Source organism: Sulfitobacter sp. UBA1132, from assembly GCF_002311545.1.
Classification (GTDB): Bacteria; Pseudomonadota; Alphaproteobacteria; order Rhodobacterales; family Rhodobacteraceae; genus Sulfitobacter; species Sulfitobacter pontiacus.
Genome location: NZ_DCAN01000015.1, coordinates 21,405 through 35,713, shown reverse-complemented (window position 1 = coordinate 35,713; position 14,309 = coordinate 21,405). Strand labels below are relative to the sequence as shown.

General features: G+C 59.6%; 13 protein-coding genes and 3 pseudogenes. 11 read left to right on the top strand and 5 right to left on the bottom strand.

What is annotated here, in order from left to right:
* The first annotated feature begins 7 nt into the window (after positions 1–7).
* From B4F27_RS11725 to B4F27_RS11705, 5 genes are read left to right on the top strand one after another with little or no spacing between them, the layout of a single operon-like run.
* The gene (locus B4F27_RS11725; protein WP_286759739.1) at positions 8–304 is read left to right on the top strand and encodes a heavy-metal-associated domain-containing protein; all 297 of its coding nucleotides are present in this window, start codon (positions 8–10) and stop codon (positions 302–304) included.
* A complete protein-coding gene (gene merF / locus B4F27_RS11720; protein WP_074637451.1) occupies positions 301–537 on the top strand; it encodes a mercury resistance system transport protein MerF in 237 nt (78 codons plus the stop codon). The genes B4F27_RS11725 and merF overlap by 4 nt, the downstream gene beginning before the upstream one ends.
* Positions 534–1,949 carry a mercury(II) reductase gene (merA, locus tag B4F27_RS11715; RefSeq protein WP_286759738.1) on the top strand — a complete coding sequence of 472 codons (1,416 nt, stop codon included), beginning with the start codon at positions 534–536 and terminating at the stop codon, positions 1,947–1,949. The genes merF and merA overlap by 4 nt, the downstream gene beginning before the upstream one ends.
* A 4-nt stretch (positions 1,950–1,953) precedes the next feature.
* Positions 1,954–2,316 carry a hypothetical protein gene (locus tag B4F27_RS11710; protein ID WP_286759737.1) on the top strand — a complete coding sequence of 121 codons (363 nt, stop codon included), beginning with the start codon at positions 1,954–1,956 and terminating at the stop codon, positions 2,314–2,316.
* Between the two features lie 45 nt (positions 2,317–2,361).
* Positions 2,362–3,708: a dihydrolipoyl dehydrogenase family protein gene (locus B4F27_RS11705; RefSeq protein WP_286759736.1), complete on the top strand. Its 1,347-nt coding sequence runs from the start codon at positions 2,362–2,364 to the stop codon at positions 3,706–3,708.
* A gap of 238 nt (positions 3,709–3,946) precedes the next feature.
* Here the strand turns inward: B4F27_RS11705 and B4F27_RS11700 are convergent.
* Positions 3,947–5,095, bottom strand: a pseudogene (locus B4F27_RS11700) (transposase); the annotation flags it as partial.
* Here B4F27_RS11700 and B4F27_RS11695 point away from each other — a divergent pair.
* Together B4F27_RS11695 and B4F27_RS11685 are read left to right on the top strand one after the other, a co-directional pair.
* Positions 5,059–6,530 (top strand): annotated as a pseudogene (locus tag B4F27_RS11695) (IS3 family transposase). The pseudogenes B4F27_RS11700 and B4F27_RS11695 sit on opposite strands and share 37 nt — an antisense overlap.
* Positions 6,531–6,701: 171 nt before the next feature.
* Positions 6,702–7,556, top strand: a pseudogene (locus B4F27_RS11685) (sterol desaturase family protein).
* Between the two features lie 42 nt (positions 7,557–7,598).
* Here the strand turns inward: B4F27_RS11685 and B4F27_RS11680 are convergent.
* Complete coding sequence (locus B4F27_RS11680) at positions 7,599–8,828, bottom strand: MFS transporter (RefSeq protein ID WP_286759734.1); 1,230 nt, start codon at positions 8,826–8,828, stop codon at positions 7,599–7,601.
* A 7-nt stretch (positions 8,829–8,835) separates the two neighbouring features.
* A complete protein-coding gene (locus B4F27_RS11675; protein ID WP_074637716.1) occupies positions 8,836–9,096 on the bottom strand; it encodes a metal-sensing transcriptional repressor in 261 nt (86 codons plus the stop codon).
* 132 nt (positions 9,097–9,228) lie between these two features.
* Here B4F27_RS11675 and B4F27_RS11670 point away from each other — a divergent pair, with 132 nt between their 5' ends.
* The 3 genes from B4F27_RS11670 to B4F27_RS11660 are packed head-to-tail and all read left to right on the top strand — an operon-like array spanning position 9,229 to position 10,994.
* Positions 9,229–9,534 carry a hypothetical protein gene (locus B4F27_RS11670; RefSeq protein ID WP_286759733.1) on the top strand — a complete coding sequence of 102 codons (306 nt, stop codon included), beginning with the start codon at positions 9,229–9,231 and terminating at the stop codon, positions 9,532–9,534.
* Positions 9,535–9,591: 57 nt separating this feature from the next.
* Positions 9,592–10,320, top strand: coding sequence for a HupE/UreJ family protein (locus tag B4F27_RS11665; RefSeq protein ID WP_286759732.1), 729 nt, complete (start codon positions 9,592–9,594; stop codon positions 10,318–10,320).
* A 17-nt stretch (positions 10,321–10,337) separates the two neighbouring features.
* Positions 10,338–10,994 carry a transmembrane anchor protein gene (locus tag B4F27_RS11660; RefSeq protein WP_286759731.1) on the top strand — a complete coding sequence of 219 codons (657 nt, stop codon included), beginning with the start codon at positions 10,338–10,340 and terminating at the stop codon, positions 10,992–10,994.
* Positions 10,995–11,032: 38 nt separating this feature from the next.
* Here the strand turns inward: B4F27_RS11660 and B4F27_RS11655 are convergent, their stop codons facing one another.
* Both B4F27_RS11655 and B4F27_RS11650 read right to left on the bottom strand, forming a co-directional pair.
* Positions 11,033–11,356 carry a YnfA family protein gene (locus B4F27_RS11655; RefSeq protein WP_286759730.1) on the bottom strand — a complete coding sequence of 108 codons (324 nt, stop codon included), beginning with the start codon at positions 11,354–11,356 and terminating at the stop codon, positions 11,033–11,035.
* On the bottom strand, positions 11,356–11,781 hold the full coding sequence (locus tag B4F27_RS11650) for a MerR family transcriptional regulator (RefSeq protein ID WP_074637724.1): 426 nt from the start codon (positions 11,779–11,781) through the stop codon (positions 11,356–11,358). The genes B4F27_RS11655 and B4F27_RS11650 overlap by 1 nt, the downstream gene beginning before the upstream one ends.
* A 249-nt stretch (positions 11,782–12,030) precedes the next feature.
* Between B4F27_RS11650 and B4F27_RS11645 the strand changes: the two genes are divergently transcribed.
* Positions 12,031–14,292 carry a heavy metal translocating P-type ATPase gene (locus B4F27_RS11645; protein ID WP_286759729.1) on the top strand — a complete coding sequence of 754 codons (2,262 nt, stop codon included), beginning with the start codon at positions 12,031–12,033 and terminating at the stop codon, positions 14,290–14,292.
* The last annotated feature ends 17 nt before the right edge of the window (positions 14,293–14,309 follow it).

Here is a 14,309-nt window from a genome sequence, read left to right as displayed (position 1 = left end):
GTCTCCCATGAAACTTCTTATCTCCACCGCTGCGCTCATCCTTTCAGCCAGCGTAGCAATGGCCGCAGAGGCCACCACACGCGTCGCTGTTGAGGGGCTCACTTGCCCTTCGTGCAGCTACATCGTCGCCACCGCGATGAAGCGCGTGGAAAGCGTCGAAATCCTTGAGTTCATCGAGGGCGATACGGAAAACGGTCTTTATGTCCTGCGCTATGACAATGCGCTCACCGACCCGGAGGCCATCGTCGCTGCCGTGACCGGCGTAGGCTATGGCGCGTCATTGGCCACGGAGAGCGGATCGTGAAGGAAGCAAAGACACCCGACAACCAGAGCCGTCTGCTCAAGGTTGGTCTTATCGGCACGGTTATCGCTGCCCTCTGCTGCTTCACGCCTGTGCTGGTCATTTTGTTCGGCGTGGTCGGACTGTCGGCGTTGCTGGGCTGGCTCGACTACGTGCTGCTGCCCGCGCTCGCCGTCTTTATCGGCATCACAGTTTACGCGCTCTGGAAGCGCCGTAATTCGGAGAACCCCTCATGAAAGATAGCAGTTCACCCCAAAACGGCCCCTATGATCTCGCCGTGATCGGCGCCGGCTCCGCTGGTTTCTCCGCTGCCATCACCGCGGCCGAAGCTGGTGCGCGCGTGGCACTGATTGGCGCAGGCACCATCGGCGGCACCTGCGTTAACGTGGGCTGCGTGCCATCCAAAGCCCTGATCCGCGCGGTCGAGAGCCTGCACCACGCGCGTGCGGCGGGTCGGTTCGATGGGATTGAGGCCGAGGCCCGCGTGACTGATTGGGCGGCTACAGTTGCGCAGAAACAGGCGCTGGTCGAAGAGTTGCGCCAAGCGAAATACGCGGATGTTCTGCCCCGGCATGAGAATGTTGATTACGTTGAAGGCCGGGCGACATTCGATGATGAAGGCAAGTTGACGGTCGATGGCAGCCTCTTTCCGGCGGGAAAGTTCATCATCGCCACCGGCTCACGCCCGCATGTGCCTGCCATCCCGGGGATTGAGGAGGTCGATACGCTCGACAGCACATCAGCGCTGGAGTTGACCGCATTGCCATCCTCCTTGTTGGTTCTCGGCGCGGGCTATATCGGCGTGGAACTGGCGCAGCTTTTCGCGCGCGCCGGTGTCGACGTGACGCTGGTTAGCCGTCGTGGCGTGCTGCCCGAAGCGGAGCCCGAGGTTTCGGCGGCGCTTGAGGGCTATTTGGCGGACGAGGGCATCCGACTGGTGCGTGCAAAAGGCTATGATCGCATCTCAAAGCAAGGCGCCGCCATCGCACTGAACCTTTCGGATGACCAAGTGCTGACAGCAGAACGGCTCGTGCTCGCAACGGGCCGCGTGCCAAACAGTGACGGGCTGAACCTCGCGGCTGCCGGGATCACGGTGGGCGCGCGCGGAGGCATCCAGACCGATCCTCATATGCGCACCACCAACCCTAACATCTGGGCGGCAGGTGATGTTACTGGCCGCGATCAGTTCGTCTATATGGCCGCCTATGGAGCCAAGATCGCCGCCCGGAATGCTGTGGCGGATGAGACACGCACCTACGACAACGCGACCATGCCTTGGGTCGTCTTTTCTGATCCGCAAGTGGCCGGTGTCGGGCTTAGTGAAGCGCAGGCCCGCGCCGCTGGCCTTGAGGTCGTGACCTCCATTCTCCCACTTGACGCTGTGCCGCGTGCGCTGGCGGCCCGCGATACGCGCGGGTTGATCAAGCTGTTGTCCGAAGCCGGGAGCAAACGGCTGCTCGGCGCACAGATCCTCGCGCCAGAAGGTGCCGATAGCATCCAAACCGCGGCCATGGCGCTGAAAGCCGGGCTGACTTACGAGGAACTTGGCGATACCATCATGCCCTATTTAACGACGGTCGAAGGGCTGAAACTGGCAGCACAGACCTTCGAGAAGGATGTGGCCGCCCTGTCGTGCTGCGCGGGGTGAAGACATGGCAGACCGCTCAAACCACGATTGGCTGAGCACCCGGCGCGACAGCCTGCTTGCTTGGTGGCTCCCCATCGGCGCAATGCTTCTGGCGATTCCGCTTGCCGATGGCCCCAAAACCGCGTTCTGGGTCGCCGCACTGGCTTGGATGGGCATCGCCTGTCTGCACAATGCCCATCGCTGTGGCCCTGTGCATTGCCGCTACACAGGACCGTTTCTGCTGGCGATGACACTACCGGTGCTGGCGTATGGCGCAGGCGTGTTGCCGTTGGGCGGCGACGATTGGCGCTGGCTTGGGCTCTCGATCGGTCTCGGCGTGATTGGAAACTGGTGGCATAGTGAACGAATGCTCGGGCGATATCGTTGAGCCTGCGACAGACGCGTTCCGAACTCTCGACTTTAAGGAAATCTCATGACCGAAACACTTGACCTGATCGTCATCGGCGCCGGCATGGCCGGGGTCAACGCTGCGAAAAAGGCCGCGCGTGCAGGCTGGTCAGTCGCCATTGTGGACGAGCTCCCCTACGGCGGCACCTGTGCCCTGCGGGGCTGTGATCCAAAGAAAATGTTGCGCGCCGGGGCCGAGACGGTCGACGCCGCGCGGCTGCTGAGCGGCAAGGGAGTGGCCGGTGACACGCGGATCGATTGGCCCGCGCTGATGCAGCACAAGGAAAGCTTCACCGACCCGGTGCCTGAGAACATGGAGGACGGGCTGAAGAAAGCCGGTGTGCAAACCTTGCATGGATCAGTCCGCTTCACCGCAGCGGATCGGATCGAAATCGATGGCCATGGCGAAATCACATTCGGTCACGCGCTGATCGCCACTGGCGCGAAACCGCGTCCGCTGGATTTTCCTGGTGCCGAGCGCCTAATCGACAGCACTGATTTCTTAAACCTGTCGAACCTGCCAAAGCGCATCATCTTCGTGGGGGGCGGCTACATCTCATTCGAATTTGCTCATATCGCCGCACGAGCGGGCGCCGAGGTCACGATCCTTGACCACGGCGCACGGCAGCTCAAGCTGTTCGATCCTGATCTTGTCGATATGCTGCTGGAGCGCAGTCGCGCGGCGGGGATCGCAATCATTTCCGAAGCAACCCCCGAAAAGATTGAAGCTGCAGGCAAAGCGCAGCGCATTTTCTACGGCAAAGACGGTAATACTCATGTCAAAGAGGCCGACCTCATGGTTCACGGCGCAGGTCGCATGCCGGCCGTCGATGAGTTGAATCTAAGCGCTGCTGGAATCGAAGCCGAGCATGGCGGTGTGAAGGTAAGCCCTTGGCTGCAATCCACCTCCAACCCCCGCGTCTACGCAGCCGGTGACGCCGCAGCCTCCCCGGGCAAGCCTCTAACCCCGGTGGCTGTCTTCGAAGGCAAGATCGCCACTTCGAACATGCTGAAAGGCAAGCAGACCGAGCCGGATTACACAGGCGTGCCCAGCGTGGTGTTCACCATCCCCGAGCTCGCACGGGTCGGCATGCTGGAAGAAGAAGCGCGCGAGACCGGCGATGTAGAGGTATCATTCACAGATACTTCCGGCTGGTTCTCCCAGAAACGTCTGGGCGAGACCCATGCAGGTGCCAAGATCATCTCGAATTCAGAGGGCAAGATCTTGGGCGCGCATATGTTCGGTCCGGACTACGCGGAACTCATCAATATCTTTTCTTTGGCAATCAAGCTGGGGCTCACGGTTGATCAGATCAAGACGATGCCCGCGGCATATCCAACGGGGGCGTCGGACATCGGTTCGATGCTCTAAGGTTGCCGAGTTGCTGCCAACCCCCGCTTCGAGAGCATGCGACGCGGCACCCTAACATGACCAAAAGGACGTCATAAACCAGTATGTCAGATGCATTGCGCGAGCGTCTGCTCTTAATGTCGCGGGGGGGCTCTCTTGCGCCCGCAGCGAACGACCGCTTTCCGCCGATTCTGTGGAAAAACTAACGTTTGCAAACGCAGAAATAGCTGTTCCAGATCCGGCGCGTGCGCCTTTCCTATCAGGCTTTGCGCGTTTGCTGCGGCGCAGGAAAGATCTTAGCAAGTTTCCGGAGGTTTTGGACGGTTGCGGCGAGGAGGAATTCATCATTTGCGCCGCATGGACCACGTAATCGGAGCCGCCCCAAGCCAAGGATGCGTTTGAGGTGTGCGAAGAGCATCTCGACTTTCTTTCGCAACCGCATCGAGATCGCATACTGCTTGGTCTTGGCAATATCACGGGCGGCCTGCCGGGCATCTTCGTGTTCTTCGCGGGTGATCTTGCGTGCATCGGCTTTCGGACAGCACTTCATCTTCGATGGGCAGGCCTGACAGGTGTGTTTCAAAGCCTGATACTTGGCGACGCCTTTGCCGGTGGGACCACGGTTTGGATCTGAGTAGTTGCGGCGGAATTGCTTGAGCGGCTGGCCTTCCGGGCAGATGTATTGGTTGTTCTCAGGGTCCCATTCAAAGTCGGCGCGAGACCAGGTGCTGTCAGTCCGTCCAGCTTTATCCAGCACTGGAATGTGGGGTTTGATGTTACGATCAACCAGCCATCCCAACATTGGCCCTGATCCATAAGCAGTGTCTGCGATCAGTCTTTCTGGATCAATGTCGTGCCGGTCTTTGATGCGATCCAACATGGTGCGCACTGACCCGACCTCTGCCTGCCGGATCGACCGCGTTCCCTCAACGTCCACGATGACGCTATGGCCGGTATCAATCAGATAATTGGTAGAATAGCTGAAGAACGCGGGGCCTTTCCGAGCTGCGGTCCACTGGCTGGCGGGATCAGAATGGGACGTAAACTTGGTTTCAACCTCGGATGCTGCACCAAAATCCGCGTCATCCAAGACGTTGAGATATTCCTTCACCGCACGCGGCGCATCTTTTGGATCGATGGCACTGCGGTCCCAATCTTCCTTCGGTGTAGAGTTCTGTTTGTTCGCATCAGCCTCAATCAGGCTGACACCTGCCGCAAGGCGTTGCCCGCTCACCAAGCCATCAGCGATACACCGTGCAACGGTCTTCTCGAACAGGTGGCGCAGAAGTTTGCTTTTCTGAAAGAGCCCGTGCCGGTTCTTGGAGAACGTCGAATGGGTTTCTGATTCATCGTAGCCTTTAAGGAGCGAAGATGAACAAGAAGCCCGGAACATCGAAAGATGCAGCTGACAAGCTGGTCAAAAACATCCGCCGCAAGACCCGCCAGACCTACTCGGCGGAGGAGAAGATCCGCATTGTTTTGGCCGGATTGCGCGGGGAGGAAAGCATCTCTGCGTTATGTCGCCGCGAGGGTATCTCTGACAGCCTGTATTATACTTGGTCGAAGGAATTCCTTGAGGCTGGAAAGCGTCGCCTTTCCGGCGGTGAAGGGGACCGTGGCCCCGGTGGGGCCGCGAAAGCCCCGAAACGCGCGTCAAGCGACATCGCCTGAGGTAAAGGATCTGCGATCCGAGGCCATGGCTCTGAAGGAATGCGTGGCTGACCTAACCCTTGAGAACCGTCTGCTCAAAAAAAGCATGACAGGGGCTGGGGAGTTCGAGGAATGAGGTATCCAGCAACCGAGAAGTTGGAGATCATTCGCACAGTTGAAGGGTCGCATCTGCCAACCAAGAAGACCCTTGATATGCTGGGCATCCCGCGCACCACATTTTACCGACACATCTCTCACATGCTGCGCATGTGCTGCCGGTCAGCGGGATATGGCCGATATGTCGAAGGTGGCTTTGATACCCTGGCAGATCGTTCGCCACGTCCAAAGTCGGTCTGGAACCGCATCCCTGATGTCCGCCGTGACGATCTGATCGAGTTTGCGTTGGAGCATGAGGCACTGACCACACGCGAGCTGGCCGTTAAATATACCGATGAGAAGCGATATTTTGTCTCTGAATCATCGGTTTACCGCATCCTGAAAGCCGCTGATCTGATTACTGCGCCGGACTACGTGGTGATCAAGGCCGCCCCCTCTCGGCAGATTGCTTTGCAATCGCCTGCCGGGCAATGGATGAGTTCACGGACAAGACCACCGCCATCAACCAGATGTGGCAGACTGACTTTACCTACTTCAAGATCATTGGCTGGGGCTGGTATTACCTGTCCACCATCCTCGACGACTACAGCCGCTACATCATCGCCTGGAAGCTCTGCACGAACATGCAGGCCGAGGATGTGACCAGCACGATCGAGCTGGCGCTTCAGGCATCGGGCTGCGACCAAGCCGTGGTCCGACACAAACCCCGTCTGCTCAGCGACAACGGCTCCTGCTATATCTCTGGCGATCTGGCCAAATGGCTGACCGATCAGAAAATGGACCACGTTCGCGGGGCGCCATTCCACCCACAAACCCAGGGCAAAATCGAACGCTGGCACCAGACCATGAAGAACCGTGTTCTGCTGGAGAATTACTACCTGCCCGGTGATCTCGAACAACAGATCGGGGCCTTCGTCGACTACTACAACAACCAGCGCTACCACGAGAGCCTGAACAACGTCACACTCGCCGACGTCTACTTTGGACGGGACAAAGCCATTCTGAGAGAAAGGGAGAAGATCAAGAAACTGACGATCCGACAGCGCCGCTTGCAACATCAAAAACAAGCCGCATAATCAATCACGCAACCGAACCAGAGCCTCCAATGTTCAAGCCGCTCTGATGTCCCATTTTATATGACGACTGACAATTCAGACATCGGGGGTCTCCTAACGATAACTTCATTCAATCAATTGCTTGAATGATAGCTATTTTGCTGTGCCAGACAATCCGGAAAGCTTCTTTTGATGTTTGAGACCTTTCTCTCTGCCGAACCCATGATCCGCCTTGCTGCCTTTCTGGGTGTGCTTGTGGCTATGGCCCTCTGGGAAGTCGCGGCGCCGCGGCGTCGGCGGCAGATCCCGCGGGTGATCCGTTGAACGAACAACCTCGCGCTGGTGGCCGTCGACACGATCATCTTGCGGCTCTCATTTCCGATCGTAGCGGTTGGCCTTGCCGTCATGGCTGAAGAACGGGGCTGGGGGTTCTTTAATAACTTTGACTTGCCCGTCTGGGTGGCAATTACCGCCTCAATGCTGCTGCTTGATCTGACGATCTACCTACAGCACGTGATGTTCCACGCGGTCCCCGGCCTCTGGCGGCTGCACCGCATGTATCACGCCGACCTCGAGTTCGATGCGACAACAGGGTTGCGGTTCCACCCGGTTGCAATTCTCATATCGATGGGCATCAAGCTCGCGGTGGTCGCCGCCATCGGCCCGCCCGCCGTGGCAGTGATGCTGTTCGAGGTGGTCTTGAACGCGACCGCGATGTTCAACCACGCCAATATCCACCTGCCGCGCCCGGTGGATCGGATACTGCGCCTTTTTGTGGTGACCCCTGACATGCACCGTGTTCACCATTCCGTCGATCCACGTGAGACCAACTCGAATTACGGCTTTAACCTGCCGTGGTGGGACCACCTTTTGGGGACGTATGTTGCGCAGCCAGCCAAAGGGCATGAGGGGATGGAGATCGGGATTGAGCAGTTCCGCAAGCGCCGGGACCTCTGGCTTGATCGCATGTTGATCCAGCCGGTTCGCGGCCCAGCCTCGGGCGGCGCACTCGACCCGAAGGTCACGACGAAAGAGCCTGTCGATTGATCAGAGTTCATCCGGAATGGGCCTGGCGCGGGCCCGTCATATTCAGAACTGCGTGCGAGACACACCCACGTTGTCCGACTCGTCAGCGGGCCAAAAGCGCAAAGCTGCTACGATCCCGAACGCAGCCAAACCCCCCAGCAGTATAAACGCCGGAGCCGTTCCGAATGCGGTCATGGTCCAACCTGCCAAAGGATAAGTGACCAGCCAGCAGGCATGAGACAACGCGAATTGCGCTGCAAATACAGCAGGCCGGTCTTCTGGCTGGGCTGATCGGCGCAAGAGACGGCCCGAGGGTGTCAAAACCGCAGAATTGCCCAGACCGATAAGCATCCAAATCGTCAGCAGGAGAGGCCAAGATAAGCCGAAACCTATGATGCCCGCTGCGATCCCAAACAGAGCCAGCATCATCAGCCAAGCCCCTGTCAACATGACGGGTCTATCCGGGAATTTGTCCAGCACTCTGGGCAGAGCCAGCGCCGCGATCATGCTGCCAGCCCCGAAGGCAAACATCGACCAAGCCAGTGCTATATCATCAAGCCCCAGTTGCCCCCGCACCAACACTACCGAGTTTACCAGAACCATCGCGCCCGCAGACGACACAGCGAGGTTCAGCCCCAGCAGTCCGCGCAACCGGGGCGTTGCGAGGTAGATCCGAAGCCCCCGCGTGGTGCGATCATAAATCCCGCGCGCGACTGTCGCCTTGGGAACGGGCAGAATGACCGTCAACACCAGCAGCGCCGAGGCCCCAAAACCCGCGACCGTCCCAAGAAACAGGGTGTTATAGCTCATCACCGCCAGCAGCACAGCGGCCAGCGCGGGCGAGATGATGTTTTCCAGATCATAGGCCAAGCGGGACAAGGACAGAGCCCTGGTATAGCGCGCCTCATCCGGTAGCACGTCAGGGATGGTTGCCTGAAAGGTCGGCGTGAAGGCGGCTGAGGCCGATTGCAGGAAGAAGATCAGGATATAGATCTGCCAAACCTCGGTTACGAAGGGGAGGGCCAAGGCCACCGCAGCCCGCACCAAGTCCAACGTGACCAATAGAGCACGGCGCGGCAGACGCTCGGCAAAGGCGCCGGCAATTGGCGCGATGCCGACATAGGCCACCATTTTGATCGTGAAGACGGTGCCAAGCACCATGGCAGCCCGATCCCCGGCCAGATCATAGGCCAATAGGCCAAGCGCCATCGTTGCCAATCCAGTGCCAAGTAACGCGACAACTTGGGCAAAGAACAGATGTCTGTAGGTGCGGTCCGATAGAACAGCCAGCATGATGCCCTCAGAGGTAACGGGTGATAGCTTTGAGTTCCGCACGGTCACTCTCGGAGCCATCGACCTCAAGGCAATGGTCGATGTGGTCATGGATCAACACGCGTTTGGCGTTGGTCACGGCCTTCTCGACGGCTTGCAACTGCTGGGCCACATCAACGCAAGGCTTGCCTGCTTCCAACATCGCGATCACCGCACGCAGATGCCCATCGGCACGTTTCAGCCGGGCAATGAGGGCGGGATGACTTGCATGAATATGGGTATCTGACATACTAAGACTCTATCCCCCTGGGGGGGATAGAGCAAGACGGCGAAAAGCGCCGCGTAATTGACGAGAGGGCAGACAGGACAGATGACTTTTCTACGGACAACTGGGCAAGCCGCTTTTGCGATGCTCCTCTGTATGGCCGTGCTCGTCTGGTCCGTGGTGCCGACCTCTTCCCATGTTCCTGCGGTGTTGGATGTTCTTCAAGAACATGAACAGATGATCGCGGATCACGGGCACTCTCACGGGTTAGAAGAAGACCTTGCTTGGGCCATGCATGGGCACAGCCACGACAATGCGGACCATGATCATAGCCAAGCCGTCGTGTTTGGCCGCGCCTTGGCCGCGCAACCTGTTGAGGTCTACAGGGCCGCATGGCGGCTGAGTGCCGCTTCTGCAAATACTTCAAGGGTCTACCTGATCGAACGACCGCCGCGCGTGTGACTGGCCGCGCCATTGGCGCTCCCATTCCTCACAAATCACATACGCGGAGTTCAATCCATGAACACAGTCCCACGGGGCTGGACCGATTTTGGCGCACGCCGGATCGCGATCCTGTCCCTTGTCACAGTTACCTTGCTCATTCAGAGCGCAAGCTATGCCATGGCGCATAACGTCACGCCCGGGGATGCGGGCTATATTCAGGAGATCTGGGGGGTGAACATCATTCCCTTCATGTATCTCGGTGCCAAACACATGGTGACGGGTTACGACCACATCCTGTTTTTGTTTGGCGTCGTCTTCTTTCTCTACAAGATGAAAGACGTAGGCATCTATGTCAGCATCTTTGCTGTGGGGCATTCGACGACGATGCTGGCGGGTGTCTGGTTCGGCTGGGGCATCAACGCCTATATCGTTGATGCCATCATCGGTCTGTCGGTCGTCTATAAGGCGCTCGACAACCTTGGCGCTTATCAACGCTGGTTCGGCGCGCAGCCCAATACCAAGGTCGCCACGCTGATCTTTGGCTTCTTCCACGGCACCGGTCTGGCCACCAAGCTTCTCGACTACGAGATCGCCCCGGACGGCCTATTGGCTAACCTTCTGGCGTTCAATGTGGGCGTCGAGATGGGCCAACTGATGGCGCTTGCCGTCATCCTTATCGTCATGGGCTTTTGGCGGAAATCACCTAACTTCTTCCGCCAAGCCTACACCGCAAACGTCATCATGATGGCTATGGGGTTCATCCTCATGGGCCTTCAAATCACCGGCTATTTCGTAGCCGCTTAACCAATTAGGAGAACCACATGTTCAACGCAGAAAAACCAAGCCTCAACGAATTGCCAACCTCCGCGCAACTCATCCGCTCCACCGCCATTGCTGCGGCCAGTGCCGCAGTGATCCTCGTGACCGTGGTGCTGCCCGCGGAATACGACATCGACCCTACGGGGATCGGCGGCGTGCTCGGTCTGGCCGAAATGGGCGAGATCAAAAGCCAGCTTGCCGCAGAGGCCGAAGCGGACCGCATCAAAGCGCTGGAAGAGCAGGGCGCGCTTGTGCCCCAAGAGCAGTCAAGCCTGATGAACGACATCTTCAGCGTCTTCGTCGGGGCCGCCCATGCAGAAGAAGTGCCGTCTGAACCCGTGCAAGAATGGCGCGATGAGATCACCTTTACGCTGGCACCGGGCGAGTCCGCCGAGTGGAAGTTGGTGATGGAAGAAGGCCAGACCGCGGAATATGTCATGTTGGTCGACGGGGGGCGCGTGAACTTTGACCTGCACGGTCATGGCTCGGGCCAATCCGAGACCTATGAAAAGGGCCGCGGCTCGACAGGTGAACAGGGCGAAATCACCGCCGGTTTCGCAGGTCAGCACGGTTGGTTCTGGCGCAACCGTGACAAGACTGAGGTGACTGTGACCGTTCAGGTGCGCGGCGAATACGACGAATTCAAAGACGCCAGCTAAACCGCGTGGCTGCCGGCCCTTTGAGGAGGGTCGGCAGCCTATCCGGCGCGGGGCGCGAGAATAATCACCGCTGCGCCAAGAATGCAGAGGCCTGCCCCGGCAGCATCCCAAAGATCAAGCCGCTGCCCTTCTACAGCCCACATCCACACAAGCGAAGCCGCGATATAGATACCGCCATAGGCCGCAAAAGCGCGCCCGGCGAACCCGGCTTCGACCAAGGCCAACAACCCCGCAAACAGCGCCAAGCTCAGCAGCCCCGGCACCAGCCATAGCGGCGAAGCGCCGCGCCACCACGCCCAGACCGCGAAACACCCGACGATCTCAGCCAATGCCGCAAGCGGATAGAGCAGGGCAGCGGGCATCAGGCGGTGGTCCCGTGATCGGCAAGGCATTCTTCATGGTCGCGCAGCACCTCAAGAATGCGACAATCAGCCACCCGATCCGCATTGCACGCCCCGATCATGCGCTGCAATTCAACGCGGAGGGCTTCGAGCCGCACCAGCCGCGCCTCGACGTCGCGAAGTTGCTTTTGGGCGATCGCATCGACCTCAGCGCAGGACCGGTCTGGCGTGTCAGAGAGGTCCAACAACTCCCGAATTGCCTCGAGCGAAAAGCCGAGCTGGCGGGAATGACGGATGAAGGAGAGACGGTCCAGTTCCGCATCGCCGTAACGCCGCTGGCCGCCTTCGGTCCGGCCGGGCTCGGGCATCAGACCTATCTGTTCGTAATACCGGATCGTCTGCACTTTGGTGCCGGTGCGTTTTGCGAGTGTGCCGATGGCAAGCATATCTGGTCCCTTTCATTCTACAGTCTCTGTAGGTTTTTGAAGGGTGTCGCGCAAGTCGGCAGCCCGTGAACGGGGTGCTACCCCGGGCTAAATTTCTGCAACTCGTCGTATCATACTCCACCACGAGGCCATTCCCGCAGCCTAAAAGAAAGATGATCGGGAGAAAAAAAGATCTAAAAAAGCGCTTGAAGCTACAGTTGCTGTAGGTCGTATCTCTGCGTCTGACGGTGAATCGGATTGGAAACAGACATGGCGGACGGCAGCACGGCACAACGGGAATGGCGCGTCACGGGGATGGACTGCGGCGCCTGCGCAGGCAAGGTGCGCGGCGCGGTGGAGCGATTGCCAGGGGTTGCGGATGTCGATGTCGCGCTGATGTCCGAGCGCCTGCGCCTGACGCTGGATGAGAGTGAGACCGCGCCCGATCGGATCGAGAAAGCCGTGCGCGGCATCGGTTTTGGCATCTCTCCGAAGGGGGCAAAGGCAGAGAGGCCGAAGGGCGGTTTCATCCTACCGGACGATGCGTTGATCGGCGGGGCAGGGGCCGTGCCTCAGGGGCCTGCGCCCGAAGAGACAGCAGACTCCGCGTGGCATCAAACTGCAAAAGGCCGCTTGGTCCTAGGCAGCGGCGCTTTGCTCGCGGCGGCTTGGGTGTCGCGGCTCTTCCTGCCGGCTGAGGTTCCCCACTGGGGATTTGTTATCGCTACGCTGATCGGGCTGATCCCTGTCGCCCGTCGCGCGGTTGCCATGGCGAGGGTGGGCATGCCGTTTACCATCGAAATGCTGATGACGATCGCCGCGAGTGGTGCGTTGGTGATCGGAGAGTCGGAGGAAGCCGCGTTGGTAGTCTTTCTTTTTGCCGTAGGCGAATTGTTGGAGGGTGTCTCCGCCGGCAAGGCGCGCAATAGCATTCGGGCTCTGACAAACTTGGTGCCGAAGTCGGCGCGGCTTGAGGTCGGCCGCAAAACGCGGGAGGTGGCGGCTGAGACACTCCGTGTCGGGCAGATTGTGCAGGTGCGCCCCGGTGATCGAGTGCCATGTGACGGCGAAGTGGTCAGCGGCACTTCGGGCGTCGACGAAAGCCCCGTAACAGGCGAGAGCGTGCCTCGGCTCAAAGAGCCGGGATCGGATGTCTTTGCCGGGTCGATCAACACCGAAGCCATGTTGCGCGTGCGGGTTGCCAAAGCCGCTGCGGACAATACCATCGCCCGCATCGTGCGGCTGGTGGAAGAGGCCGAAAGTGCCCGAGCGCCGACCGAGCGTTTCATTGATCGGTTCAGCCGCGTCTACATGCCCGCTGTAGTTGGCATGGCCGCTTTGGTGGCCGTAGTGCCGCCGCTCGTCTTCGGAGGCGCTTGGGGCGAATGGGTCTATCGAGCGCTGGCTTTGCTGCTGATCGGTTGCCCCTGTGCGCTGGTGATCTCGGTGCCTGCGTCGATCACCTCGGCCCTGTCCACCGGGGCGCGCAACGGGTTGCTGATGAAGGGCGGCGCGGTGATTGAAGCTGCGGCGCAGATCACCCAGATCGCCTTTGACAAGACCGGGACGCTGACCCAAGGCAAGCCGCGGGTAACCGACGTGCAGGTGCTTGTAGGAAATGAAGACGATCTATTGTCCCTTGCCGCCGGTGTCGAGAACGGCGCAAGCCACCCACTTGGCCAGGCAATTTGCGGCGCAGCTAATGCGCGTGAAATTGAGGCCGCTGCCGCGACACAGTCCCGCGCCTTGCCCGGCAAAGGGGCCGAGGCGTTGATCGCCGGGGCGACCATCTGCGTCGGTTCGCCCCGTTTGGCGGCAGAGCGCGGGGCGCTGTCAGACACATTGCGCGCCCAAGTGGAAACGCTCGAAGCACAGGGTAAAACCGTGGTAATCGTGTTGCGCGATGACGTGGCCCACGGTCTCATCGCGCTGCGCGATGAACCGCGTGCCGATGCCGCAGAGGCGGTGGCGCAATTGAACGCCTTGGGAATTTCGTCGGTGATGCTCACTGGGGACAACCAACGCACAGCAGCGGCCATCGCTGAAGGGCTGGGTATAGACCACCGTGCTGAGTTGATGCCCGAAGATAAGGTCGCGGCCATTCAAAACCTCACGGCTGAGGCGAAGGTCATGATGATCGGCGACGGCATCAATGACGCCCCTGCATTGGCCGCAGCGCACGTGGGTGTCGCAATGGGCTCCGGCACCGATGTGGCGCTCGAGACCGCCGATGCCGCGATCTTGCGTGACCGGGTGACAGACGTGCCCGGCCAGATCCGTCTCGCCCGCGCCGCGATGGGCAATATTCGGCAGAATATCGCCATAGCGCTCGGGCTAAAGGTCGTGTTCCTTGTCACCACAGTGCTCGGCATTACCGGCCTCTGGATTGCGATTTTGGCGGATACCGGGGCGACTGTGTTGGTGACGCTCAACGCCCTGCGGCTGCTGTATTTCCGCCCGTCCACCGCCGAGCGGTTGGCCATCCTCGGCCGCCGCCCTACAACCCATGCGACCTATGAAACGACCGCTTGAACCTTTGAAAGGACTTC